Origin of the sequence: Idiomarina sp. PL1-037 (genome assembly GCF_034422975.1) — a bacterium.
Classification (GTDB): Bacteria; Pseudomonadota; Gammaproteobacteria; order Enterobacterales; family Alteromonadaceae; genus Idiomarina.
In genome coordinates, this window is record NZ_CP139873.1 from 1,924,682 (window position 1) to 1,950,066 (window position 25,385).

Genomic DNA, 25,385 nt, shown 5'->3' on the forward strand with positions numbered 1-25,385 from the left:
TTTAAATAGGCTCCAGTCGCAGGAATAAACCCAATAATCGCATAACCTTTGACTCTTTAAAGTAATTATTTGTTAATCTGAGGCAAGATTACAAAAACGGAGAACAATATTATGCGAAAGAGTCTCGCTTTAGTTGCCTCTTTATCTCTAATGGGCTGCTCAGTCGTTTCTGCCCCCGTTATTGCAGAAGAAGCACCGAATAACCACAAGCGCATGCTGCCGGTCGACACCGAAGTCGTTACCGAACACAGCGTAGAAATTAACGGCGAAACCGTGGACTACACCGCCACCGCCGGCACTCAACCCGTGTGGGATGATGAAGGTAACCCGACCGCATCATTATTCTATACTTATTACGAACGTCAGGACGTTGATAACCGTGAATCTCGCCCAGTTGTCTACTCTTTTAACGGTGGCCCGGGCTCCGCATCGGTCTGGATGCACATTGCCTACACAGGTCCAAAGGTCCTAAACCTGAGTGACGAAGGTTACCCGGTTCAGCCTTATGGCGTGCAGGACAACCCGCACTCCATTCTCGATGTGGCTGACATTGTTTTTATTAACCCGGTGAATACCGGCTACTCGCGCGTGTTGCCAAATGAAGATGGCGAAATGCCCTCTCGCGAGAAGCAAAAAGACATGTTTTTTGGCGTTAATGCCGACGTGAAATACCTTGCCGAATGGATGAATACTTTTACTTCACGCATGAACCGCTGGCAGTCGCCTAAGTACTTAATTGGCGAAAGCTATGGTACAACGCGCGTGTCTGGCCTTGCTTTAGAGCTTCAAAACAGTCAATGGATGTACTTAAATGGTGTCATTTTAGTGTCACCAACAGACATCGGCATTGACCGCGACGGCCCGGTAAAACAAGCGAACCAGTTACCTTACTTTGCTGCAGCCGCCTGGTATCACGATGCGCTGCCTGAAGCCTTACAAAGCAAGGATCTGGACGAGTTACTACCAGAAGTTGAGCAATTCACGCTGGACCAGTATTTACCGGCACTGGCGAAAGGTGCCATGCTAACCGGCGAAGCCCGCGAGCAAATGGCTGAGCGCGTCGCTTATTACTCTGGTTTGTCGAAACAAGCGGTATTAGATAACAACCTGGCACCGAGCACCTGGTATTTCTGGAAAGAACTCCTGCGTGACCGCGATCGCACTATTGGCCGCCTTGACTCACGCTACTTAGGCCTTGATGAGAAGCGCTCAGGCGACCGTCCCGACTACAACGCCGAGCTGACGTCATGGTTACATTCGTTTACGCCGGCTATTAACTACTATCTGCGTGAAGAATTAGACTTTGTAACCGACATTAAATACAACATGTTCGGTCCGGTTCATCCTTGGGATCGCTCAAACAACAACACAGGTAAACAGTTACGTCAGGCCATGGCGCAAAACCCTTATCTGAATGTGTTAATTCAGTCAGGTTACTTTGACGGTGCAACTAACTACTTCGATGCGAAGTACAACATGTGGCACTTGGATCCTAGCACCCAAATGAGCGACCGTATCGACTTTAAAGGTTACCGTAGCGGTCATATGATGTATCTACGCCGTGCCGACCTGGAGAAGGCGAATGATGATTTACGCGAATTTATTCGTAAATCTGATTCAAAAGGCAAACCGGCAGAATATAAATAGAAAGTATAAATAAAGAATCTAGACAGAAAGAAAAAACAACTATTGACAGGCTTTCGCGCAAGCGTTAGTTTGTCAGCATTAAATTGAATTAAGAGAGCTATACAACTTATGTTTTTACGCACAAAAACACAACATTGGTGGTGGCACTTCCCAAACGAGCGGGTGGTGTAGTTGTGCGTGTAACGTAAATAGCTTCACTTTGAAAAACCCGCTCCTTTGAGCGGGTTTTTTATTGCCGTTTCACTGGAGCAGGTTTGAACAACAACAAGAGAATACGAGGTCTGAGGTGAAAAACCTGACAACTGAACAAAACGGCAATTTAGAAACACTACGAGTGTCGCTGCCTTATCAGGCGGAGCCACTAAAAGTATTTCAGAATACTTGCAGCACAGAAGGTGAACATTTACTGCTGGACTCAGCCGATATTGGCACCAAGCAACAAGTAAAGAGCTTGCTCCTGATTGATGCGGCGTTACGAATTACCTGTAACGACCAACAAGTTACTATTGTTGCCCTGACCGATAACGGTGCTGTTCTGCTCAGCTGGATTGAAGAGCAACTCAGAGACAGCGCCGCCATTGAGAAAGCGCCTGAACAACTGACATTAACCTTCAGTGCGGCCAATACACCGCTTGATGAAGACTCCCGCTTGCGTCAAACCAGTAACATGGAACCGCTGCGGTTGCTGCAACAAAAACTCAATAAAGCCAACGACACAGCAAAACGGCATCCGTTTTCGGTTTTTCTTGGCGGTGCTTTCGCCTATGACTTTGTTGCCAGTTACGAGCAGTTACCCGAAGTTGAAGAAGGAGAAAACAACTGCCCTGACTACGTCTTTTATCTGGCGGAAACCTTGCTGATTATTGATCATCAGCAGCAAACCACTGAACTGCTTGGCAGTGTGTTCAGCGGTAAAGGCCACGACCAACGTTATCAGGCTATGAGCCAGCGAATAGGAGAATTGGCTGCACGTTGTCAGTTACCGGTAATAGAACCCCAGCCTCAGCCGGTTGATGTACAAGTAACAGCGACACCCTCAGCAGAAGAATTTGCACACATTGTTACCCGGCTAAAAGAAAACATTGTCGCGGGCGATATTTTTCAGGTGGTGCCGTCACGACGTTTCAAAATGCCCTGCCCCGATACGTTAGCCGCTTACCAGCAATTGAAAAAGAATAACCCCTCGCCCTACATGTTTTTTATGAGTCACCCAGACTTTTCCCTCTTTGGCGCCTCCCCTGAGTCCGCATTGAAATACCAGCAGGACACCAATCAGGTAGAACTTTACCCTATAGCCGGCACGCGTCCGCGCGGGAAAAGCGCTGACGGCAGCATTAATCCGGATTTAGACAGCCGTATGGAACTGGAACTGCGCCTAGACCAAAAAGAACTGGCAGAGCATTTAATGCTGGTTGATTTAGCCCGAAACGACTTAGCCCGCATAAGCGAAACTGGCACTCGTTACGTTGCAGACCTACTTCAGGTTGACCGTTATTCTCATGTCATGCATCTGGTGTCGCGCGTGGTGGCAAAACTACGAGACGACTGCGATGCGCTGCATGCTTACCGTGCCTGCATGAATATGGGCACCTTGGTAGGTGCGCCCAAAGTAAGCGCTGCAACTCTTATTCGTCAGGTCGAAAAACAACGCCGCGGCAGCTATGGCGGCGCTGTTGGGTATCTGGCCGGGAATGGCGACATGGATACCTGTATTGTTATTCGCTCCGCTTTTGTTAAGAACAACGAAGCCATAGTGCAAGCCGGCGCTGGCGTGGTGCACGACTCAGATCCGGCCAGCGAAGTTGCCGAAACCGAGAACAAAGCTAAGGCAGTTATTCTGGCAATTCAGCAGGCTCACACTTTACCTGACCAGGAGGCGCTATAATGACTCAGTCAGCTCGTATCGTACTGATAGATAACGTCGACTCGTTCTCGTACAACCTGGTGGATGAGTTGCGCCAGTTAGGCTTTCCCCTGGTCGTTTATCGTAACCAGCTGGCAGCAGCCGATGTGATTCAACAGCTGGAAAGTTACAGTGGCCCTCAACTGGTCTGCTTGTCACCCGGCCCCGGGCACCCGGCAAACGCCGGCAACTTAATGGAAGTGATCCGATACTGCAGCGGACGTATACCCATGCTGGGTATTTGCCTCGGCTTTCAGGCGCTCATTGAACACGCCGGTGGCCGCGTGGATACCTGTGGGGAAATTGTTCATGGCAAAACCGCTAAAGTCGACACTGTGGCGCATCCCGTATTTACCGCCGCAACGGATAACAACCAGTGCGTTGTGGCGCGTTATCACTCATTAAGTGGTTACGACCTTCCGGACACAGCGAGGGTAATCGCCAGTTTAGATGGCCCTGACGGTAGTATTCCTATGGCTGCTGAATTCTTCGGTAAAGAAGAAAACAACACCAATGCTATTGGTTTTCAATTTCACCCTGAATCGCTTCTAACGCCGAAGGGAAAGCAATTACTTAGCAACAGTATTCAGTATTTATTAACAGGAGCAAAGCCATGAAAGCCCTACAAACTCTGATGTCTGGTGAGGCTCTGACACAAGATCAAACCCGTGAGCTCTTCCAGCGCTTAATTAAAGGCGAGCTCAACGATATTCAGGTATCCGCAGCGCTTATCGCTATGAAAATGCGGGGCGAAACCCCCGCTGAATTAGCTGGCGCCGCGGAAGCCATATTATCCGCAGCGAAGCCATTTTTACGCCCCGACACCACGGTCATTGACAGTTGCGGCACCGGCGGCGATGGCAGCAACACCATCAATATTTCTACGACGGCGGCTTTGGTTGCTGCCAGTATGGGTCTGGCTGTGGCCAAACATGGTAATCGCAGTGTGTCTTCACGTTCAGGATCGGCCGATGTACTCGAAGCACTCAGACTTCGCGTTAATCTGGACCCGTCGGATGCCTCGACTCAGTTGGCCGACAATGGTTTTTGCTTCTTATTTGCTCCACATTATCACCCGGGCATTAAGCATGCGATGCCGGTAAGACAAACGCTGAAAACGCGCACCTTATTCAACCTGATTGGTCCTTTAGTTAACCCCGCGCGCCCCGATGCTCAACTGCTTGGCGTTTATAGTGAGGAATGGGTAAGGCCAATGGCTGAAACCCTGCAACGACTGGGGCTTAAACGTGCTATGGTCGTGCACGGAAGCGGGCTGGATGAACTGGCTTTGCACGGGCCAACGCGAGTAATTGAACTGAGCAACGGCGAGCTCAGTGACTACCAGATGACACCTAGTGACTTTGGTGTTCCCAGCGCCCCGCTTGACGAATTAAAAGGCGGTGACGCTGACTTTAACGCCCGTATTCTGGAAGACATTCTTGCCGGAGGCGGTAGCCCGGCCCAGCGCCACTCGGTTGCAATGAACGTTGCCGCTTTGCTGTATTTAAGTGGACAATACAACGATATGAAAGCCGCAACCGCAGCAACGCTGGAGCATTTAGACACCGGCCAGGCGCTCTTGCATTTACGTCGCGTACAAGATGCTCAGGAGACTTACCATGTCTGAGACCATTAGTTTGGAAAGGAACGTACTTAAAACCATTATTGAGCGCAAAGTTGAGCAAAACAAAGCCCAGGCTGAACTGATGCCATTAACTGAAATTAAATCTCAACTTAGACCCAGTGACCGCAGCTTATATGAAGCATTGAGTGGTGAGCAGGCAGGCTTTATTCTGGAATGTAAAAAAGCCTCTCCCTCAAAAGGTTTAATTCGTGCTGACTTTGACGCACCGCAGTTGGCAAAAAGCTACCAGCCGTATGCTGCAGCAATTTCCGTATTAACTGAGCCTGAATTCTTTCAGGGCCGGTTAGATTATCTGACCGCCGTGCGCCGACAAGTGACCCAGCCGGTTTTATGCAAAGACTTTTTTATTGATGAAGAGCAGGTTTATCGTGCCCGTTACTTTGGTGCAGACGCTATTTTGCTTATGTTATCAGTCCTGGATGATACACAATATATCGCCCTGCGAGATATCGCCAAATCGCTCGCGATGGATGTACTCACTGAAGTTGCCAACGAAGAGGAAATGAAACGTGCGGCAAAACTGGACGCAAACATTATAGGAATTAACCACCGCGACTTAACAGACTTGAGCATTGACCCGAAACGCAGTGCGCAGTTAGCTCCGTTGGCTCCCCCAAATGCTTTACTTATTGCAGAGTCAGGTTTTGCTGAGCACGCCGACATTCGCCGGGTTGCCCCTTTTGTTAACGGCTTTCTTATCGGCAGCGCATTGAGCGCCCAGCCGGACGTTGATTTAGCCTCCCGCAAACTGCTTTATGGGCAAAATAAAGTTTGCGGCCTGACTCGCGCTGAAGATGCTATAAACGCACGTTCTCAGGGTGCGGTATTCGGGGGGCTGATATTTGTTGAGCACTCTCCCCGCTGCGTGACCCAGGAGCAGGCGAAGAAAATAACAGCAGAAGCCCCTGGCCTCGAGTACGTCGGTGTTTTTGCCGACCAACCATTAGAAAGCTTAATCGACACGGCTAAAAAAATCGGGCTTTCCGCTATTCAACTGCATGGTCATGAAGATATCGACTATGTGGTTCAATTACGTCAACAATTGCGTCAGGCCGATCTGGAAGTAGTAAAAATATGGAAAGCCTTAGCTATTGAAAGCCCGGCACAATTGCCGGATCTTCCGGTTGACGCTTTTGTTCTGGACAACCGCGGTGGCGGCAGCGGCAAGGCTTTTAACTGGGAGTTGCTGGAACCATTAAGTACTGAAGAACGTCAACGCTGTTTGCTAGCCGGGGGGATTGGCCCCGACAGTATTGCCAGTGCAATTGAATTAGGCTTTGCCGGAGTGGACATCAACTCACAAGCCGAATGGAAACCCGGCATTAAAGACAGCCGAAAAGTAGCTCAAACATTCACGAAAATCCGCCATTATGGTCGTTTTTCAGAAAGTCATCTTTTAAACAAGAATACCCAACAGGAGGCTGTATGAGTCAGTCATTACCCGCTTATTTTGGCGATTTCGGCGGCCAGTTCGTTCCTGAAATCTTGCTACCGGCATTAGAGCAGTTGGAGCAGGCCTTTATCGAAGCGCAGCAGGACGAAGAATTTCAGGCTGAGTTTCGCGGATTACTGAAAAACTACTTAGGCAGACCGACACCACTGAGTTTGTGCCGTAACCTGCCGCTGAACAGCCCGAATAAAACCAAAATTTACCTTAAACGTGAAGACTTACTTCATGGCGGCGCCCACAAAACCAACCAGGTGCTGGGACAAGCGTTACTGGCTAAGCGCATGGGAAAAACGCGCATTATCGCCGAAACCGGCGCTGGACAGCACGGTACCGCAACAGCCCTTGCCTGTGCCCTGCTGGACCTGGAATGCATTATTTATATGGGCAAAAAAGACGTTGAGCGCCAGCAGCCCAATGTTTTTCGCATGGAATTAATGGGCGCAAAAGTGGTACCTGTGGATACCGGCAGCGGTACCTTAAAGGATGCCGTCAACGAGGCTCTGCGTGACTGGACTGCAAGTTATCCCGACACCCATTATTTATTAGGGACAGCCGCGGGCGCACACCCCTTCCCGACTATAGTGCGTGAGTTTCATCGCATGATTGGCGAAGAAGCTAAAGCCCAGATTATAGAGCAGGCGGGTCGCTTACCGGACGAAGTTATTGCCTGTGTCGGCGGCGGCTCCAACGCTATTGGCATGTTCGCCGATTTTATCGACGAAGAAGGTGTTGATCTAGTGGGTGTTGAGCCCGCAGGTAAAGGCGTGGAAACCAAGCAGCACGGCGCCACACTGGCTGCAGGTAAACCTGGAATTTTGCATGGTTGCCTGTCGTTTCTAATGCAGGACGGCGAAGGACAAATTGAAGAGTCCTATTCAGTATCAGCTGGTCTGGACTACCCTGGCGTGGGCCCTCAACATGCGCATTTAAAAGCAAGTGGTCGCGCGCGTTACGAGTCAGTAACCGATGAAGAAGCGCTGGAAGCTTTTAAACTGCTCTCCCGTCATGAAGGCATTATTCCTGCACTGGAACCCGCTCATGCGCTGGCTTACGCGCTCAAACGGGCCGCCGAACCGGACGCTCCGGAAATATTATTACTCAACTTATCCGGCCGCGGCGATAAAGACATTGACCACGTACGTCGTATTTTTAGTGCTCAGGAAAATGCTGAAGTTAGCGCGAAAGGAGAACAAAAATGAGCCGGTATGAAACCTGTTTCGCACAGTTAAAAGCTAATAACCAGGGTGCCTTCGTGCCTTTTGTCACGCTTGGTGACCCAACTCCCGGGCAAAGTGTGGAAGTTATCAAGGCTCTTATTGATGGCGGTGCCGATGCACTGGAACTCGGCCTGCCATTTTCGGACCCGGTTGCCGATGGCCCCATGATCCAGCGGGCAAATTTACGAGCCTTAGAGTCGGGAACAACCTTTAAGCACATTTTAGAGATTTTAAAGGAAGTTAGAGACTATTCACCACAGATACCGATAGGTTTATTGGTTTACGCAAACCTCATCTACGCGAAAGGTGTTCGCAACTTTTATCAGCAAATGAAAGATGCTGGCGTAGATTCAGTACTTATTGCTGATGTTCCGACCAAAGAAGCCAAGCGCTTCGCCGACATAGCCAAAGAAATTGGAGTTGAAGCGGTGTTTATTGCGCCACCAGACGCCAGTGATGCGCTGTTAATTGATATTGCGAAGCAATGTGCCGGCTATGTTTATCTACTGAGTCGCTCAGGGGTTACCGGCGCTGACACACAAATGCAGGCACCTGCGTCGGAACTGATTAACAAACTGAAGGAAGCCGGTGCGCCACCGACGTTGCTTGGGTTTGGTATATCCCAGCCTGAACATGTTCAGCGAGCGTTAGCAGCAGGCGCAGACGGTGCCATTAGTGGCTCGGCTGTGGTTGCGCTTATCGAGAAAAACCTCGACAATAATGCGCAGCAAATAGCGGACCTGAAAGCTTTTGTAAAAGGTATGAAGGCCGCAACCCAATTGTCTTAAAGTTGCCACCGGAGTAGTTAATGGCCCTGTTGTTAGAATATTTACCCATAATCGCTTTTTTTGTGTTTTACAAAATGGCCGATATTTACGTCGCTACCGGCGTGCTAATGGCAGGTACTGTGTTACAAATTCTGACGCTGAAGCTACTTAAGCAGCCAATAACGACTCGTCATTGGGTAATACTGGCTGTAGTAATGGTATTTGGAGCAGTAACACTGTTATTGCACGACGACTGGTTCATTAAAATGAAAGTATCCGTCGTTTACGTGGCCATAGCACTCATGCTTTTAGGCGGCTTGATATGGAAAAAACGCAGTCCAATTCAGGCTATGATGGGTAAAGATATAAAGCTGCCCGATACGGCCTGGTTCCGCTTAACCTACGCCTGGATCGTATTCTGTCTGGCACTGGCAGCAGTAAACCTTTACATTGCGGAATTCTGGAGCCAGGAGGCATGGGTTAACTTTAAAGTCTTTGGCATACTGGGTATTTCACTCGTATTCACAATTGGTACCGGATTCTATATGTACCATCACGCCATTGATGAGGAGCCCCAGGACTAATGTGGTTTGTTATTTTCGCGGAAGACCATGAGAATTCCCTCGAAGGTCGTAAGCAGGCGCGTCCTGCTCACCTTGAACGTTTAAAAGCCTTACAAAACGACGGCAGGCTGCTGGTTGCCGGTCCCTGCCCGGCTATTGCAGAGCTTGACCCAGGCGTACTGGGCTTTACCGGCTCAGTCGTTATCGCTGAATTTGATACTCAGGAAGAAGCGGAACGATGGGCCAACGACGACCCTTACTGGCAAGCCGGTGTTTATAAAAAAGCGACAGTGAAGCCATTTAATGCCGTTTTACCGAACTAGTCGGGTTAATCGATGACTATGAAGAGTGTCGAGCTCACCACCAATAATCGCTATCTGCACTGTGTCCGCTTTGAACCTGAATCGAGCCCTAAAGCCACTGTTGTTATAGCTGCGGCGTTAGGTGTAAAACAACGTTTTTATCAACCCATAGCTCGGTGGCTCAGCGAACAAGGTTACCGGGTCATTACTTTTGACTATTACGGTATTGGCCAGTCCGTTGATAAGCCGCTGAAACAAATTAAGTCCAACATTACCGAATGGGCCGAGCTCGATATTACTGCCGTGATTGACTACGCACAGTCCTGCCTAAGGGGAGAGCCCTTAATCTGGCTGGCACACAGCCTGGGCGGGCAAATTGTCGCCATGGCACATAACGCCAATAAGATAGATAAGATGATAACCATAGCCAGCGGTACCGGTTATTGGTTGAAAGCCAGTAAACAGGTTCGTTGGACATCGTGGTTACTCTGGTATTTTGCCGCACCTATTAGTACACCCATTGCCGGTTATTTCCCGGGTAAACGTTTAAATATGGTCGGCGATATGCCAGCGGCAGCCATGAAACAATGGAGTCGCTGGTGCCGCAGTAAGGACTACTTGTTTGATAACATCAGCACGGAACAAAAAGACCGATATAAAGTATTTTCGGCACCCATCAGCGCCTTTCATATTACTGACGACGAGTTGCTGCAACGATCCAATATCGAAAACCTGCTCGCGCACTACCCTAATGCACCCAAGGTATTGCAAGACCTGAATCCAGAAATGACCAAGAGCAAAGGTATTGGTCACTTCAACTTTTTTCGCAGCCAATTCAAAGAGTCTCTCTGGCGTGAAAGCTTGCTGGGCGCCCTGCAAGTCAATTAAAGTCATTATAAAATTAAAGCAATTAATAAGGACGCTTTGTAATGCACTACCAAATTGAACTGGCGTTATCTTTGCTTGCAGCCCTTGCTCTCGGTCTGATGATAGGCATTGAGCGCGGCTGGAGCGGCAGAGACAGTGATGACGGCACGCGTGTTGCCGGTGTGCGAACTTTCAGTTTAATAGGCCTTAGTGGCGGCGTTTTTGCCATTTTAGCTCAACAATGGGGCGTATGGCTTATCGTTACGGGGTTCGTTGTTGTAACCATACTCATTGCATCGTCTTATATCAGTCATAGCAAGCTCTCTGATGACGCGGGTATCACTACCGAATTCTCCATGCTGCTGACTTTTGCGCTGGCAATTTGGGCAGCCTCCGGCGACCCACTACCGGCGCTCAGTTGCGGGGCTGTCGTGGTTGCGCTTCTTGGCCATAAAAAGAGTCTGCACAAATTACTTAAGCGTATTTCACCAAAGACGTTTTACTCAGGTATCACTTTACTGCTGATATCTGTGGTTGTCCTGCCTTTGCTGCCAAATGAAGGGTACGGTCCCTGGCAGGCATTGAACCCCTACTGGCTATGGTGGATGGTCGTTTTAATTTCGGGTCTGTCTTTTATTGGCTACCTGTTTACCCAACTGTTGGGAGAGAGGCGCGGCACTTTAATCACCGCAATCGCCGGAGGCTTCGCATCATCCACCGCGGTTACCTTAACTATGGCTCGTTTTGCGAAAAAGAACTCTCAGAGCGTCATTTACGTCAGCGGCATGCTGCTCGCCTGTAGCATTATGTTCCCACGTGTTCTTATTGAGGTCTTTGTGGTTAACCGTGAACTTTTACCACTATTGTGGCCGCCTATTCTTCTTATGTTCACCGGGTTATTAGCTGTCATGGCACTCATGTATAGACAACAAAGACGCACGTCTCCGACCGAAACCGGAGAGATAACCATCAGTAACCCACTGCAACTAACCACCGCCATCCAATTTGGTATTTTATTAGCGGTTATTTTGTTATTGGCTGAGGGAATGAAAAACTGGTTTGGTGATGCCGGGATATACGGCCTTGCTATAATATCCGGTCTGATGGATGTTGACGCTATTACCTTGTCACTGTCACGCTCAGCTCAGAGTGAACTCTCGCGCCAGGTAGCCGCTACGGGAATTATCTTAGCCTGTGTCAGTAATACTCTGCTTAAAGGCATTATGTTCGCTTCTGTTGCCGGCATTAAACTGCACTATCGTTACGCTGTTTACATGATTTTAAGCGTTATTCCTGGCTTGCTTTACGCCTTTTGGCAGTTTTAATCATCACTAACGCAGGACAACCACTATGAAATCAGTTCCTGACTGGATATCACAACCGGACACACCTTATTTGCTCATCGATGAAGCTAAATTGAAGAGTAACATTAGCTATCTTAAGCAACGGGTCGAATCACTGGGCAGTAATTTACGCCCGCACTTGAAAACTCTGCGTACTCTGGAAGCGGCTGAATATCTACTCGATAATAAGAATGCTCCGGGCACGGTATCAACATTAGCTGAGGCAGAGGCCTACGCGAAGGCAGGTTATACCGATTTACTTTATGCTGTTGGCATAGCGCCGGCAAAACTGAGGCGAGTAGCCGCACTGAGGCAGCAAGGTATTAACCTTCATGTTCTGTTAGACAATATGACACAGGCGGAGGCGGTTATTGATTTTGCTGCTGAGTTCGGGCAAGACTTTTCCGTTTTTATTGAAATAGACAGCGATGACCACCGTGGCGGTATTAAACCTCAGGCTCCTCAACTAATCACTATCGCCAAAGCTTTAGGCTCACATTTTACCGGCTTAATGACCCATGCCGGGGGCTCATACGCCTGCAATACGGAACAAGGGTTAAAAAACTTCGCCAAACAAGAATGCGATGCCGTTCGAATGGCACGAGACAAGCTGAAAACCGCCGGTATTCGCTGCGCTATAACCAGCGTTGGTTCAACGCCGACAGCGCATTTTGGCGAGGACTTTAGTGACATAAGTGAAGTCAGAGCCGGCGTTTACACCACCTTTGATTTAGTGATGAAAAACATCGGTGTATGCGACTTTTCTGATATAGCCATGTCAGTGGTCACAACAGTCATTGGCCACAACAAAGAGAAGAATTGGCTGCTGACCGATAGCGGCTGGATGGCGCTATCGCGTGATCGCGGTACCGCTGGTCAGCGTCAGGACTTTGGCTACGGACAAGTGTGCAGAGCAGACGGTTCAGTGCTTAATGACCTTTGTGTTAACAGCACCTCGCAAGAGCACGGCGTTATAGAGTTAAACGACGCTTACCCATTAGAAGACTTCCCCGTTGGCGATCAGCTACGCATTTTGCCTAACCACGCCTGTGCTACGGCAGCTATGCATCCGGTTTACCATTTGCTAATGAGTGACGGCTCACATAACACCTGGCAACGCATTACGGGCTGGTAGTCCACTGCACAGCTTCTTAGCTGCCAGGTTACAAAGGGGAAAGCTACAAGCTTTCCCCTTCGTTTAAAATCACGATTTCAGCTGATGTTCCCATTCTCTCTACCATATTTAAAAACCGAGTTAGTGCGGAATGAGATGACAAGTCTCCCATTCCCCAGCTGGCGTTGCCGTAACCCCAGGGGATAAATACTTTGCAATTAAGATCAGCGGCTGCCGCCAGAGCATCTTCCGGAGTCAAGTGGACGTAGCGATACCATTCAGGCGACTCTTCACTGTAATAAGATGCTATCGGCAACAGACACACATCAATATCACCATAACGCTTATTAATTACTTTAAAGTGTTCTGAGTAGCCGGTATCTCCTGCGAAAAATAACGTCTTCCCCTTGTTTTCGATTAACCAGGCATTCCAGGAGTCTTTATTGTTATCTTCGTAAATAAATGGCACGAAAGTGCGGCTGCTAAAGTGATGAGCAGGCACAGCAGTCACCAGAGAGTCACCTATTTTCTTCGAAGAAAACCAACCGAGTTCAGTTATATTCGCCCCAATGGATGGAAAGTGAGCGGCCACATTTAAAGGCACTAAGTACTCCGGTTCAACTCCTATGGTTTCAATATCACTCTTATTAAAATGATCGTAATGAAGATGGGAATATAATACCGCATTAGTGACATCAATAAGCTCTGGATCTGGCTCCACATCGACTTCTCGCTGTTCACCCCCATCAAGCGAAAACAGCCAGTTAATTGGCCAATCAAAGTCATTAAATACCGGATCCGTTAAAAATGTTTCTCCGGTTGGGGTTTTAATGACAAAGGCTGCATGACCCAGCCATTTAACAGAGAAATCCGTCAGCCCGGGTAAAGCCTTCTTATTTCCAGTGTACTGACACAATCCGTCGCTACCGCACTGAATATCGCGACGAGGCTTATAGCAGTCTTGTTTACAGGTTAACGGATAGCTCTTCTTGCCCGCGTCCAGGTTTTTAAAGCGCCCGGTTTCCTCATTAGTTGGCTGAGGTTTCTCTTCTATTGTTGTTACAGAATTTGCGCTACATCCTGCTAATACCAGTGTTAGCAATGCCAAAGTATTTACTGATACTAAAATCCTAAACATTGACACCGGCATCTCACTTCTACAGTTTAATTAAAACAAAAAGGCTAATATCAATAAGCTAGAAGGTCACGCGTCAAATTGTTAAATTTTGTAACACTAAGGCATGAGTTCTGATATTACCTGATAACCTCAGTAGTCACTTTGATAACCCCTAAATCGAGATCAGCTATGTTATCGAAAGCGGAGCGTGACAAATCAATCACTCTGCCATCAATAAACGGCCCGCGGTCATTAATTTTGACCACGACGCTTTTATTGTTAGCAATATTGGTGACACGCACTTTGGTTCCGAACGGCAGTGTCCGGTGTGCAGCGGTGCTGGAAAAGTGGTTATAAGTCTCACCGCTTGCAGTTGTTCTAAATTGATACTTCATGGCGTAGTAGGAGGCTTTACCAGATTCTCTAGTAACAACTAAGTTTTGAGGGCTTTCAGCGGGAATAGAAGTACACCCGGTAAGCGCCAGCATAAAAATGCCAACGCCAAGGGTGAATTGTTTAAGTGGATACTGGTTTTTTGTTTTCATTTCTTAATTTTACTGAGTTCCGAAAACACTGTCCGTTAAGAAACCCAAAAGACGTGTAAAGAATTATACACTTACCTTAAAAGCTTCACGAACTGTCGGATACTCAAACTGAAAGCCATGATTGCGCAGTTTATCCGGCACCACAGCTTGCCCTTCAAGTAGCATCGACGACATTTCACCCAAGCCTAACTTAAGAACAAACGCCGGTACTCTCATAAAGTGAGGTTTATTCATTACCGATGCCAGGGTACGACTAAAAGCTTCGTTAGTCACAGGTCCTGGAGCCGTCATATTAACCGGTCCGGACAAATTATCGTGCTCCAACAGATACTCAATGGCTCGAATCATATCGTCCAGCTGGATCCAGGACATCATCTGATTGCCCTCACCCAACGGGCCGCCTAAACCAAACTTATAAGGCGGCAGCATTTTAGCTAAAGCCCCTTCACCTTTTGCCAAAACGACACCGGTACGCAGTAAAACCACACGAGTAGCCTCCTCCGCAGCCAGGGCTCGTCGCTCCCACCCCTGACACAAAGTGACCGCAAAGTCCTTATGTTCAGCGACATGGTCTTCATTAACCGGCTCCGCATCACGCGGGCCATAATAGCCAATGGCGGAGCCACTCAAAAAGGCTTTAGGTGGCTTTTCTGCTTTGTTAATCATGGCGGCGAGCTTTTCTGTAACCTGCCAACGACTGTCTTTTAAAGCTTGCTTACGGGAATCAGACCAACGTTTATCAGCAATACCTTCGCCCTGTAAGTTTATAATCGCATCAAACTGACCAATATCAGCAATCTCATCGACCGAAGACAGCAAAGTTACATTGTCGCCCAGCTTTTTTCTCGCCCCTTCTTTGTTGCGAGTGGTCACCGTAAACTGGTGCGTGTTCTGATACTTATGAATAAAAGCTGAGCCAATAAGCCCGGTTCCACCTGTCATTAAAATGTTCATCGGTCACCTCTTTTAAATTCCATCAGGCCAGCTTACGTATTAGCTGCGCCGTATTTCTCTGAATGAGCCGGTGGCAGGATAAACGACCTAAAACAGCCACCACAACAGCACCAAATACCGGTCCTAACAACCAAAGTTTCCAATGAATAACTGGCGTCATATTGAACACCTGGTTTTGCAATATAAATAGCGAGACTTCCATGGCTAAGGTTGCTATTAGCCCGCTAATTGCCCCAAGCACCAAAAACTCATAAGTAATACTGCGACTCAATAATTTACCCGGCGCTCCGAGCGTGCGCAGAATCACCAGTTCTTTCTGCCGTTCTTCCATACTGGCCTGCACCTGCGCAACCAGCACTAAAGCTCCGGCAATAATGACCAGCACCAGTACAAAAACAATGGCTAAACTGACCTGTCCAATCACTTCACGAATCTGATTAATCATAGCGTCCAGATCAATCAACGACGTTTGCGGAAAAGGTTTAAACAATTGGTACAATTCGTCTTTTCGGTCTTCACCTAACCTAAAGCTGGTGATGTAAGTTGCCGGAAAATCTTCCAGTGTCGAAGTGTTAAAGATCATGTAAAAGTTTGGCTGCAGGGTATTCCAGTCGGCTTTACGTAAACTGGTTACCGGCACAGTGAACTCTTCGCCACCTAAGTTAAAGCGTAGTTCATCACCCACTTTTATATCCAGTCGTTCGGATACATTTAGTTCAACCGAAACTTGAGGTTCAGCATTGTCTCCCCACCACTCACCGGCTGTAAGTTCATTGTTGGGTGGCAAAGTATCCCGCCAGGTCAGTGAAAGCTCCCGTCCTACGCCCTCGCGGCCTTCCGCTTCATTGTCGTCGCGATCTTCCTTGGTGACTTCGTCTAGCAGCTTCTCCCCATTAATATGGGTTAAACGCCCTGGTACAATAGGATACAGATCCGTCGACGGAATGTTCTCCCGCTCAAACATAGTCTGCATATCATCGACTTTATCTTCAGCGATATTAATAGCAAAATAGTTCGGTGCATCTTCCGGCAACTGACTTTTCCAGTCTTCCAGTAAGTCGTTACGCAAAACAATAACGAGCAAGAGCAGCATAATGGCCGTCGAAAAACTGAGCATCTGTACGCTATTGGCTGCGGCTCTTCGCTGAAGGCCAGCCATAGCCAAACGCCAGCTACTGCCTGCCTGCATACCGGCTTTGCGGCTGGCAGAAATAAACAATCGACCTAACCCAAGAAGTAGAACGGCAGCAACCGCACCACCTGCAAATAAGGCTGTCGACAACCACCACTGCTGGCTGTAAATAACCAACAGAGCATAAATGGTTCCGCCACTTAACACCCATTGCAGCCAGCGTACCGCGTTACCCGCCGTTAACTGACGGTGCAATACGCGCAGCGGCGGAATAGAGACCAGCCGGAATAAAGGATACAGAGTAAACATAACGGCGCTTATAACACCGGTGGCTCCGGCTAAAACATAAGGCTGCCAGCCCGCCTGAGGTAAAGTCGCATCCAGTTTCTGTGCGACCCACTCAATAACCAGATACTGAAGAGCCCAGCCAAGCGCCATACCGATGGCCACACTCGCAGCGGTTAATAGCAACAGGTGCAGCATAAAAATACGACGGATTTGCTGACGACTGGCACCTAAGGTCTTGAATATGGCGACCACATCGTAATTTCGCTGGCAATAACGCTGTGCTGCAACCGCAACGGCGGTTGCAGCCAGAACCACACCCAGCAGGCTTGCCAGCATCATAAAACGCTCAGCACGGTTCAGAGAACGCGACAACGGACTATTCCCGTCTTCAATACTACGCCAGCTGTGTGTATCGTCATTCAGGCGTGGTAAGAGCCATTCTTCGTAAGCATCAATATCGTTGTTATTACCAGCCATCAGCACATTAAAGCGCACCCGGCTACCTGGCTGGATCAAGCCGGTCTCTTCCAGCTGCGAATGGCGAATCAGTACATTTGGACTGTCAGTAAAAACTGAAAAGCCGACGTCAGGTTCATACGTAATGACCTTAGTGACTTTAAAGCTGCTGTTGCCGACTTCAATATCGTCGCCAATATCTAACTGCAGCGCCTGAAACAGCTGCGACGCCACCCAGGCTTCACCTTCTGCAGGGAGGCCCTCAGCAACATAACCCTGTCCAAAAGGTTGATCCGCTATTTCCAGCTCACCGCGTAGCGGATAACCGTTACTCACGGCTTTAATATCAACCAGGGTCATGTTTCCGTCAGCAAAAGCCATTGAATTAAAAACCACTTTCCAGGCCGTTTCCAACTGCATTTGACCGGCTTGTTCAAGCCATTCCTGCGGAATATCCCGTCTGGAGCTTAATACTCTGTCCGCTGCTAAAAATTCACTGCTACGTTCAGTAAGCCCGGCCTGCAGCCGATCACTGAATATCGATAACGACAATACCGCGGTAACCGATAATATAATGGCCAGTGCCATAATGGTCAGTTCGCCGCGTCTCAGCTCCTGCTTTAACAGACGAAATGAAATCTTATGCCACATTCTGAGCTGCCTCCGATAACTGCCCGGCGTCCATTTGCAACACGCGCTGACAGCGCTCTGCAAGTCGCTGATCGTGAGTGACCACAACGAGTGTGGTACCGTAATCCTTGTTTAAGTCGAAAAGCAATTCTTCAACTTTGCCGCCGGTTTTCGCATCAAGGTTACCGGTAGGTTCATCAGCAAACAGAATTTTGGGTTGTCCGACAAAGGCTCTGGCTATAGCGACTCGTTGTTGCTCACCGCCAGACAACTGGTTCGGGTAATGGTGCCAGCGATCTTCCAGCCCCACTTTTGCCAACAGTTCCCGGGCTTCTTTTTCTGCTCCCTTATGACCGGCCAGTTCCGCCGGCAGCATAACGTTCTCTAAGGCACTTAAGCTAGGTACCAGCAGGAACGACTGGAAAATGAAGCCGACTTTGTCTGCGCGAACTTTTGCCCGCTGCTCCTCATCCAATTCGCTTAATTTTTCGTTCTCTATAAGAACCTCTCCGGAGGATGCGAGGTCTAAACCCGCCAGTAGTGACAATAACGTCGACTTACCTGAACCGGAAGCGCCAACAATAGCTACGGTGTCACCGGCATTGATACTGGCGTTAATTGGCTGCAGAATCTGTAATGGACCCTCAGAGGTGTCTACGGTTTTTTCCAGTTGTTGAGCTTGAATGAGCATAAAATGAAAAACTTCCTTTTGAAAACGTGTTTATTTTTAGCGCTGTTGTTGGTTATACGCAGCGTTTCCGCAAATGTCTCACTTGTCGTTTTAGGTGACAGCTTAAGCGCCGGTTATGGGCTTTCTCAGGAACAAACCTGGGTTGCCGAGTTAGATCGCCGCTGGGAGAGCTCTCACCCCGATATTAACATCATTAACGCCAGCATTAGTGGCGAAACCACTCGTGGTGGTTTGCGTCGCTTAGAAGGCGTTTTAGAGCGTCATCAACCCGATGCATTATTTATTGAGCTGGGTGGTAATGACGGACTTCGTGGGTTCGACCTAAACACAGTTCGTTCAAATTTGAAACAGATCATCGACCAGGCGCAGCAACAAGGCGTTAAAGTCGGTTTAAGTCAGGTTATGGTGCCACCAAACTATGGTCAGCGTTTTGCTGAACAGTTCCGAAAAATGTTTGAGGAAGTTGCAGAAGAAAAAAATGTAACGCTTATCCCCTTTTTTATGGAGCAAATAGCGACCAACCCAGATTATGTGCAGGATGATGGTATTCATCCCACCGCGGAAGCCCAGCCGAAGATAGCTGATTTTCTGGAACCTTATTTGCTGGAGTTGGCGCAGTAGCGAAAGCCAGAAACAAAAAAACCGCCTGCGGGCGGTTGATTTAAGTGGCGTCCCCTAGGGGATTTGAACCCCTGTTACCGCCGTGAAAGGGCGGTGTCCTAGGCCACTAGACGAAGGGGACCCATGGAACTTAATTTAATACATGCTGAAAAGTAATGGCGTCCCCTAGGGGATTTGAACCCCTGTTACCGCCGTGAAAGGGCGGTGTCCTGGACCACTAGACGAAGGGGACGCAGAAATTACTTTTTACATTTTTGTATTTGAATGGCGTCCCCTAGGGGATTTGAACCCCTGTTACCGCCGTGAAAGGGCGGTGTCCTGGACCACTAGACGAAGGGGACGCAACAACCAAATACTTACTGCCAAATAGTGCTTTACCAAAACAACTTGGTGGAGCTAAGCGGGATTCGAACCGCTGACCTCTTGCATGCCATGCAAGCGCTCTCCCAGCTGAGCTATAGCCCCGCACCTGACAGTCGCAGACTGCCTTGACAGCGGGGCGCATTCTATTGCGACCTGAGCTAATGTGTCAACTATTTTTTCTAAAAATACTTCTGTTTGAACGTTTTTGTGGCACTTTGCTCAGTAATTAATCAAATCTTAGCTTTAACTGCCTTTCGGCAGCTTTTGGTGGTAAACGTGATACACCTGCTCCATGCCTTCCCGACTGGAAACCGACACATTCATGTCATTAACCAAACCATTATCTAAACGATAGACCCAACCATGTATTGTCAGCGACTCACCGTTGTCCCAGGCTTCCTGCACCATATTGGTTTTGGCCAGATTTTTAACCTGTTCAATCACGTTCAGTTCACACAAGCGATCAATCTGCTCGGCCTCACCCAGTTGTTCCAACTCTTCCGCATGTTCACGATATACATCACGAATTGGATACAACCAGTGATCTACCAGTCCATGGGGTTTACTCTCAAGTGCCGCTTTTACACCACCACAGCCGTAATGACCCACCACAAGAATATGGCGTACTTTCAGCGCTTCAATAGCAAACTGAATAACCGACAAGCAGTTAAAGTCAGTCTGAATGACTTGATTGGCGACATTTCTGTGTACAAACAATTCACCCGGAGCCATCCCCACAATCTCGTTCGCCGGCACTCGACTATCTGAACACCCTATCCAGAGATATTGCGGAGATTGCTGCCCTACTAAGCGTTTGAAAAAATCAGGATCGTTTTTTACCTGTTGCTCCGCCCACTCTTTGTTGTTTGCAATCAAGTGTTTTATATCTGCCATTATTCATCCCATCGTGGCGGTCGCCTGGCGTTATCAGGCCAGGCGTAATTTTTATTAGCATCAAATTACGCGTTTTCGCGATTTGCAATAAATTCTAACGCCAGGTCTATACGTGCCAGAACGGTCTGCTGAGGAATTAATTCCAGAGTCACATCTAGTGACGGAGAGTTACCGCCGCCAGTCGCGGCAACACGTAGTGGCATGCCCACTTTCCCCATACCAACATCCAAATCGGCTGCTGTCTGGTTAATTGCCGCCTGAATAGTAGCAGCATTCCAGTCATTAATTGCTCCGAGCAGTTCCATGGCTTTTACCAGTGGCTCTTTGGCTACCGGGCGTAAATGCTTTTTCGCCGCTTTTTCGTCAAACTCATCGAATGACTCAAAGAAGTAACGGCTAATTGCAGCCATTTCTTTCAAGGTTTTTACCCGGTCAGCCTGCAACGACACAACTTTCTCAAGCGCAGGGCCATTGCTTGTATCCACGCCAATTTGCTCAAACTGCCACTGCAATTGAGGTGCAACTTGCTCCGCAGGCAGGGTTTTCATGTAGTGCTGATTTAGCCAGTTAAGCTTTTCGGTATTAAACGCAGAGGCAGCTTTATTCACGTCGTCCAGCTTGAAGTATTCCACCAGCTCTTCACGACTGAATATTTCCTGATCACCATGAGACCAGCCTAAACGCGCTAAGTAATTTACAACCGCTTCCGGTACGTAGCCGTCGTCGCGGTATTGCATAACGCTGACGGCACCATGACGCTTAGATAGTTTTTTACCATCGTCGCCTAAAATCATCGACACATGTGCGTACTGAGGTACCGGTGCGCCTAAAGCTTTTAAAATATTAATCTGACGCGGGGTGTTATTAATATGGTCTTCGCCACGCACCACGTGGGTGATATCCATGTCCCAGTCATCAACTACCACACAAAAATTATAAGTCGGTGTACCGTCGGTACGGGCAATGATTAAATCATCCAGTTCGGTATTAGCGAATTGAATATGCCCACGAATATGGTCATCGAACGCAACACTGCCTTCTTGCGGATTACGAAAACGAATGACGTACTTATCTCCGCCAACATCCGGGTTGTCACGACAATGGCCATCATAGCGAGGCTTTTCACCGGCAGCCATTTGCTCTTCCCGCATTTTTTCTAAGCGCTCAGTTGAGCAATAGCATTTGTAAGCTTTGTCTTCTTCCAGTAATTTATCGATTAACTCTTTATAGCGCTCAAAACGCTGAGTCTGATAATAAGGCCCGCGATCCCAGCTTAAACCTAACCATTCCATGCCCTCTAAAATGGCATCAATAGCAGGCTGAGTTGAACGTTCACGGTCGGTGTCTTCTATGCGCAGTACGAACTCGCCGCCCTGCGCTTTTGCAACTAACCATGAATACAATGCCGTACGGGCACCACCAACATGCAAATACCCAGTCGGGCTGGGGGCAAAACGCGTTACCACACTCATGTTTGTTCCTTTCGTTAAAGCCAGTCAATTTTATGGGCGCAAGTTTATCAAGACTGAGCGCCTGACGCATCTGCTATTCAAAATGATTAAAATGTCAGCAAACAAACACAAGTTGATAATTTTTATTTGACAGTTCAGATCTGCGCCCTATAATGCCTCCTCGCAACGACGCAGAAGTGTCACAGTGAAAATGGTTGCTTAGCTCAGTTGGGAGAGCATCGCCCTTACAAGGCGAGGGTCACTGGTTCAAGCCCAGTAGCAACCACCACTTCTTTTCCGTCAATTGCAAATCTTCAGGATGGTTGCTTAGCTCAGTTGGGAGAGCATCGCCCTTACAAGGCGAGGGTCACTGGTTCAAGCCCAGTAGCAACCACCACTTTTTTACTCTCTCAGTCCTCTATTTCTCCAGCATTAAATTTTCTGATGAATTCCCTGATAAATTCCCTAATAAATAGTCCAGCAACACTCGTACTTTAGGAATTACCTGACGATTTTCCGGGTACAACGCCCATATACCATCATCCGGTTGTCGAAAATCCGCTAACACTTCCTCTAACTCTTCATTTTCCAACGACTCAGTCACGTAATAATCGGGCAGCATTGCTAAGCCCAGGCCTTTTATAGCAGCATCACGAAGTGCTTGCCCATTGTTGCAATGCAGGTAGGATTCCGGACGAACCGTTTCCAGTTTATCCTCAACCTGAAAACGCCATTGTCTGACCGTTCCGGTAAAACAGCGGTGCGCATCCAGTGCGTTTATATCTTGCGGGCGACCAAACTCTGCAAAATAAGCAGGAGAGCCCACGACGAAATGTCGGCGCGAGCCAAGTTTACGGGCACGTAACCGGGGGTTCCCCAACTGCCCTAGTCTAATGGCAACATCATAGCTGCCCTCTATTAAATCGACCTGCTCGTTGGTTAACTGAAAGTCCAGGCGGCACTCGGGGTAAATATGTAAAAAGTCATTCAATAAAGGTGCGATAAAACGCTCACCATAATAAACCGGCGCGGTAATGCGAATGAGGCCCTGCGGCTGCTGTGTTCGCTGTTGAATGGCCTGATCAGCGTCTCTTAAGCTGGCGACCAAATGCTGACAATGAGGTAAGTAAAGTTTCCCTTCTTCCGTTAAACTGACACTTCGGGTTGAGCGATACAGTAGTTGCATCTGCAGCCGGTGCTCAAGCGCTGCAATATTTCGGCTTACCTGTGCCACAGATAACCTGAGTTGCCGGGCTGCTGCAGTAAAACTCTGTTGCTCAGCCACTGCCGCAAATTCACTAATTCCCTGCCAAGGTTTCATACCGCACCTATTATTTCATTTATGAAAAAGTAATTTGTAAAAACAGTAGATTACCTGCTAATGAGAAAAAGTTAAACTTACGCTACGCTTTTACGTAATTAGACTACGAATCAAACATTATAAGGAATTATTATGGAAACTATTAAGTCACGCGCCATGGTTGCCTGGGGCCCGGGCGAACCACTGAAAGAAGAAACTATCGATGTTGCACCGCCAAAAAAAGGCGAAGTGCGGGTTCGCATTATAGCAACGGGTGTTTGCCATACCGATGCTTACACACTTTCCGGTAAAGATCCTGAAGGTATTTTCCCTTCTGTTTTAGGTCACGAGGGTGGCGGCATTGTTGAATCTGTCGGCGAAGGTGTCACCTCAGTTGAAGTGGGTGATCACGTTATTCCTCTGTACACCGCGGAATGTGGTGAATGTAAATTCTGCACCTCAGGTAAAACTAACCTGTGTCAGGCCGTTCGTGCCACTCAGGGCAAGGGCTTAATGCCGGACGGTACCAGTCGCTTTTCAAAAGACGGCGAGACCATTTATCACTACATGGGCACGTCAACCTTTTCTGAATACACGGTATTGCCCGAAATTTCACTGGCTAAAATTCCAAAAGACGCTCCTTTAGAAAAAGTGTGTCTGCTGGGCTGTGGCGTTACCACCGGCATGGGCGCGGTTAAAAACACCGCCAACGTCCAGGAAGGCGATACCGTTGCTGTATTTGGCTTAGGTGGCATTGGCCTGGCCGTTATTATTGGCGCTGTACAGGCCAAAGCCTCGCGCATTATTGCCATTGATGTGAACGACGACAAGCAAACGATCGCCAAAGAATTAGGCGCAACTGACTTTGTGAACCCAACTAAACACGACAAACCTATTCAGGAAGTTATTGTCGATATGACTGACGGTGGTGTCGACTTCTCGTTTGAATGCATTGGTAACGTTGACGTTATGCGCGCCGCGTTAGAGTGCTGCCACAAAGGCTGGGGCGAATCTGTCATTATTGGTGTGGCCGGTGCCGGTGAAGAAATCTCTACCCGCCCTTTCCAGCTGGTTACCGGCCGTGTATGGCGTGGTAGTGCCTTTGGTGGCGTTAAAGGTCGTACCGAACTGCCTGACTACGTAAAACAATACATGGATGGTAAATTTGATTTAGACACTTTTATCACTCATACCATGCCGTTAGAAGAGATTAACGAAGCGTTCGACTTAATGCACGAAGGTAAGTCGATTCGTTCAGTTATTCATTATTAATGGAGTCTGTAATGAAACAAGTTAGCGAAACCCGCTGTTTTGGCGGACGACAGTTACGCTTTGAACATGACTCGGAAGTGCTGAACTGCGCTATGAAGTTCAGTGTCTTTTTACCACTACGCGCAGAAAAAGCAAAAGTTCCGGCGGTTTACTTTTTATCGGGCTTAACCTGCACCGACGAAAACTTTTCCACCAAAGCCGGTGCGCAACGGGTAGCCACGGAACTCGGTATTGCCTTAATTGTCCCGGATACCAGCCCGCGTGGAGATAACGTAGCTGATGACCCGGACGGGGCTTACGACTTAGGCTTAGGCGCTGGCTTTTACGTCAACGCCACTCAGGAGCCATGGAAAAACCATTATCAGATGTATGACTACATCGTTAAGGAGCTTCCTGAGCTGGTCGAAGCGGAACTGCCAATTAACGATAAGCGCGCTATTGCGGGTCACTCCATGGGCGGCCATGGTGCTTTGGTTATTGGCTTGCGTAACAGCGACCGCTACAGCAGTATCTCTGCCTTTTCGCCTATTACGAACCCGACACAATGCCCTTGGGGCGAAAAAGCCTTTAGTGCTTATTTAGGCGATGACCGCGAGCAGTGGCAGCAGTACGACGCTGTTGAGATTATTAAATCGAAGGGTCAGAATTTGCCAATTCGGGTAGATCAAGGCTTAGCTGATGGCTTTTTAGAGGAGCAGCTGAAACCGGAAAACCTGAAAGAAGCCATTGCTGAAGTAGAGGGTGGTGGCACCGTTCACCTGCACGACGGTTACGATCACAGCTACTACTTTATATCCTCGTTTATAGAAGCCCAGCTTCGCTTCCATGCGAAGTACTTAACGGCATGATAATT

General features: G+C 48.3%; 23 protein-coding genes, 6 tRNA genes and 1 other annotated feature. Of the genes, 17 read left to right on the forward strand and 12 right to left on the reverse strand.

Translation table 11 applies throughout. The annotated features are described in order from the left end of the window. Nucleotides 1-111: 111 nt before the first annotated feature. From U0358_RS08965 to U0358_RS09020, 12 genes are all read left to right on the forward strand, one after another. Entirely contained in the window at nucleotides 112-1,647 is a 1,536-nt protein-coding gene (locus U0358_RS08965) for a S10 family peptidase (RefSeq protein WP_322406056.1), read from the forward strand. Between the two features lie 129 nt (nucleotides 1,648-1,776). Then, nucleotides 1,777-1,881: a sequence feature (Trp leader region), on the forward strand. A gap of 52 nt (nucleotides 1,882-1,933) precedes the next feature. After that, nucleotides 1,934-3,532 carry an anthranilate synthase component 1 gene (locus tag U0358_RS08970; protein ID WP_322406057.1) on the forward strand — a complete coding sequence of 533 codons (1,599 nt, stop codon included), beginning with the start codon at nucleotides 1,934-1,936 and terminating at the stop codon, nucleotides 3,530-3,532. Further along, nucleotides 3,532-4,167, forward strand: a complete 636-nt coding sequence (locus tag U0358_RS08975; RefSeq protein ID WP_322406058.1) for an anthranilate synthase component II — start codon at nucleotides 3,532-3,534, stop codon at nucleotides 4,165-4,167. Before U0358_RS08970 ends, U0358_RS08975 begins: the two co-directional genes overlap by 1 nt. Then, nucleotides 4,164-5,177 (forward strand): anthranilate phosphoribosyltransferase, encoded by a 1,014-nt coding sequence (gene trpD / locus U0358_RS08980; RefSeq protein ID WP_322406059.1) that lies wholly within the window; start codon nucleotides 4,164-4,166, stop codon nucleotides 5,175-5,177. Before U0358_RS08975 ends, trpD begins: the two co-directional genes overlap by 4 nt. Then, nucleotides 5,170-6,624, forward strand: a complete 1,455-nt coding sequence (gene trpCF, locus U0358_RS08985) for a bifunctional indole-3-glycerol-phosphate synthase TrpC/phosphoribosylanthranilate isomerase TrpF (RefSeq protein WP_322406060.1) — start codon at nucleotides 5,170-5,172, stop codon at nucleotides 6,622-6,624. The genes trpD and trpCF overlap by 8 nt, the downstream gene beginning before the upstream one ends. Continuing rightward, a complete protein-coding gene (trpB, locus tag U0358_RS08990; protein ID WP_317498558.1) occupies nucleotides 6,621-7,844 on the forward strand; it encodes a tryptophan synthase subunit beta in 1,224 nt (407 codons plus the stop codon). The genes trpCF and trpB overlap by 4 nt, the downstream gene beginning before the upstream one ends. Further along, the gene (gene trpA, locus U0358_RS08995; RefSeq protein WP_317498557.1) at nucleotides 7,841-8,650 is read left to right on the forward strand and encodes a tryptophan synthase subunit alpha; all 810 of its coding nucleotides are present in this window, start codon (nucleotides 7,841-7,843) and stop codon (nucleotides 8,648-8,650) included. Before trpB ends, trpA begins: the two co-directional genes overlap by 4 nt. Nucleotides 8,651-8,670: 20 nt before the next feature. Further along, the gene (gene ispZ / locus U0358_RS09000; RefSeq protein WP_317498556.1) at nucleotides 8,671-9,213 is read left to right on the forward strand and encodes a septation protein IspZ; all 543 of its coding nucleotides are present in this window, start codon (nucleotides 8,671-8,673) and stop codon (nucleotides 9,211-9,213) included. Beyond that, nucleotides 9,213-9,515, forward strand: a complete 303-nt coding sequence (locus U0358_RS09005) for a YciI family protein (protein WP_317498555.1) — start codon at nucleotides 9,213-9,215, stop codon at nucleotides 9,513-9,515. The genes ispZ and U0358_RS09005 overlap by 1 nt, the downstream gene beginning before the upstream one ends. Nucleotides 9,516-9,527: 12 nt before the next feature. After that, nucleotides 9,528-10,382 carry an alpha/beta hydrolase family protein gene (locus tag U0358_RS09010; RefSeq protein ID WP_322406061.1) on the forward strand — a complete coding sequence of 285 codons (855 nt, stop codon included), beginning with the start codon at nucleotides 9,528-9,530 and terminating at the stop codon, nucleotides 10,380-10,382. 41 nt (nucleotides 10,383-10,423) lie between these two features. Next, entirely contained in the window at nucleotides 10,424-11,686 is a 1,263-nt protein-coding gene (locus tag U0358_RS09015; protein WP_317498553.1) for an MgtC/SapB family protein, read from the forward strand. Nucleotides 11,687-11,711: 25 nt separating this feature from the next. After that, on the forward strand, nucleotides 11,712-12,839 hold the full coding sequence (locus tag U0358_RS09020; RefSeq protein WP_322406062.1) for a DSD1 family PLP-dependent enzyme: 1,128 nt from the start codon (nucleotides 11,712-11,714) through the stop codon (nucleotides 12,837-12,839). Nucleotides 12,840-12,882: 43 nt separating this feature from the next. Here U0358_RS09020 and U0358_RS09025 read toward each other — a convergent pair whose 3' ends face one another. The 5 genes from U0358_RS09025 to U0358_RS09045 form a co-directional block, all read right to left on the reverse strand. Beyond that, nucleotides 12,883-13,956 carry an MBL fold metallo-hydrolase gene (locus tag U0358_RS09025; RefSeq protein ID WP_322406063.1) on the reverse strand — a complete coding sequence of 358 codons (1,074 nt, stop codon included), beginning with the start codon at nucleotides 13,954-13,956 and terminating at the stop codon, nucleotides 12,883-12,885. Nucleotides 13,957-14,072: 116 nt separating this feature from the next. Then, a complete protein-coding gene (locus tag U0358_RS09030) occupies nucleotides 14,073-14,480 on the reverse strand; it encodes a septal ring lytic transglycosylase RlpA family protein (protein ID WP_322406064.1) in 408 nt (135 codons plus the stop codon). Nucleotides 14,481-14,543: 63 nt separating this feature from the next. Next, on the reverse strand, nucleotides 14,544-15,434 hold the full coding sequence (locus U0358_RS09035; protein ID WP_322406065.1) for a TIGR01777 family oxidoreductase: 891 nt from the start codon (nucleotides 15,432-15,434) through the stop codon (nucleotides 14,544-14,546). 22 nt (nucleotides 15,435-15,456) lie between these two features. Beyond that, entirely contained in the window at nucleotides 15,457-17,961 is a 2,505-nt protein-coding gene (locus U0358_RS09040; protein ID WP_317498548.1) for an ABC transporter permease, read from the reverse strand. After that, complete coding sequence (locus tag U0358_RS09045; RefSeq protein ID WP_317498547.1) at nucleotides 17,951-18,631, reverse strand: ABC transporter ATP-binding protein; 681 nt, start codon at nucleotides 18,629-18,631, stop codon at nucleotides 17,951-17,953. Before U0358_RS09045 ends, U0358_RS09040 begins: the two co-directional genes overlap by 11 nt. A gap of 3 nt (nucleotides 18,632-18,634) precedes the next feature. Here U0358_RS09045 and U0358_RS09050 point away from each other — a divergent pair, with 3 nt between their 5' ends. After that, complete coding sequence (locus U0358_RS09050) at nucleotides 18,635-19,252, forward strand: arylesterase (protein ID WP_317498546.1); 618 nt, start codon at nucleotides 18,635-18,637, stop codon at nucleotides 19,250-19,252. Nucleotides 19,253-19,297: 45 nt separating this feature from the next. Here the strand turns inward: U0358_RS09050 and U0358_RS09055 are convergent. The 6 genes from U0358_RS09055 to gltX all read right to left on the reverse strand — a co-directional run bounded on the left by U0358_RS09055 (nucleotide 19,298) and on the right by gltX (nucleotide 21,981). Next, nucleotides 19,298-19,373, reverse strand: a tRNA-Glu gene (locus tag U0358_RS09055). Between the two features lie 35 nt (nucleotides 19,374-19,408). Then, nucleotides 19,409-19,484 (reverse strand) — tRNA-Glu (locus U0358_RS09060). Between the two features lie 33 nt (nucleotides 19,485-19,517). Further along, nucleotides 19,518-19,593, reverse strand: a tRNA-Glu gene (locus U0358_RS09065). A gap of 47 nt (nucleotides 19,594-19,640) precedes the next feature. Next, nucleotides 19,641-19,717 (reverse strand) — tRNA-Ala (locus U0358_RS09070). 141 nt (nucleotides 19,718-19,858) lie between these two features. Next, nucleotides 19,859-20,509, reverse strand: coding sequence for a carbonate dehydratase (gene can, locus U0358_RS09075; protein WP_317498841.1), 651 nt, complete (start codon nucleotides 20,507-20,509; stop codon nucleotides 19,859-19,861). A gap of 65 nt (nucleotides 20,510-20,574) precedes the next feature. After that, on the reverse strand, nucleotides 20,575-21,981 hold the full coding sequence (gltX, locus tag U0358_RS09080) for a glutamate--tRNA ligase (RefSeq protein ID WP_322406066.1): 1,407 nt from the start codon (nucleotides 21,979-21,981) through the stop codon (nucleotides 20,575-20,577). Between the two features lie 192 nt (nucleotides 21,982-22,173). Here gltX and U0358_RS09085 point away from each other — a divergent pair. Both U0358_RS09085 and U0358_RS09090 read left to right on the forward strand, forming a co-directional pair. Beyond that, nucleotides 22,174-22,249: transfer RNA gene (locus U0358_RS09085), tRNA-Val, on the forward strand. 32 nt (nucleotides 22,250-22,281) lie between these two features. Further along, nucleotides 22,282-22,357 (forward strand) — tRNA-Val (locus tag U0358_RS09090). Nucleotides 22,358-22,378: 21 nt separating this feature from the next. Here U0358_RS09090 and U0358_RS09095 read toward each other — a convergent pair. Further along, complete coding sequence (locus U0358_RS09095; RefSeq protein ID WP_322406067.1) at nucleotides 22,379-23,281, reverse strand: LysR family transcriptional regulator; 903 nt, start codon at nucleotides 23,279-23,281, stop codon at nucleotides 22,379-22,381. Between the two features lie 132 nt (nucleotides 23,282-23,413). Here U0358_RS09095 and U0358_RS09100 point away from each other — a divergent pair, with 132 nt between their 5' ends. Both U0358_RS09100 and fghA read left to right on the forward strand, forming a co-directional pair. Continuing rightward, nucleotides 23,414-24,532 carry an S-(hydroxymethyl)glutathione dehydrogenase/class III alcohol dehydrogenase gene (locus U0358_RS09100; protein WP_317498809.1) on the forward strand — a complete coding sequence of 373 codons (1,119 nt, stop codon included), beginning with the start codon at nucleotides 23,414-23,416 and terminating at the stop codon, nucleotides 24,530-24,532. 11 nt (nucleotides 24,533-24,543) lie between these two features. Beyond that, nucleotides 24,544-25,380 (forward strand): S-formylglutathione hydrolase, encoded by an 837-nt coding sequence (gene fghA / locus U0358_RS09105; protein ID WP_322406068.1) that lies wholly within the window; start codon nucleotides 24,544-24,546, stop codon nucleotides 25,378-25,380. Nucleotides 25,381-25,385: the final 5 nt, after the last annotated feature.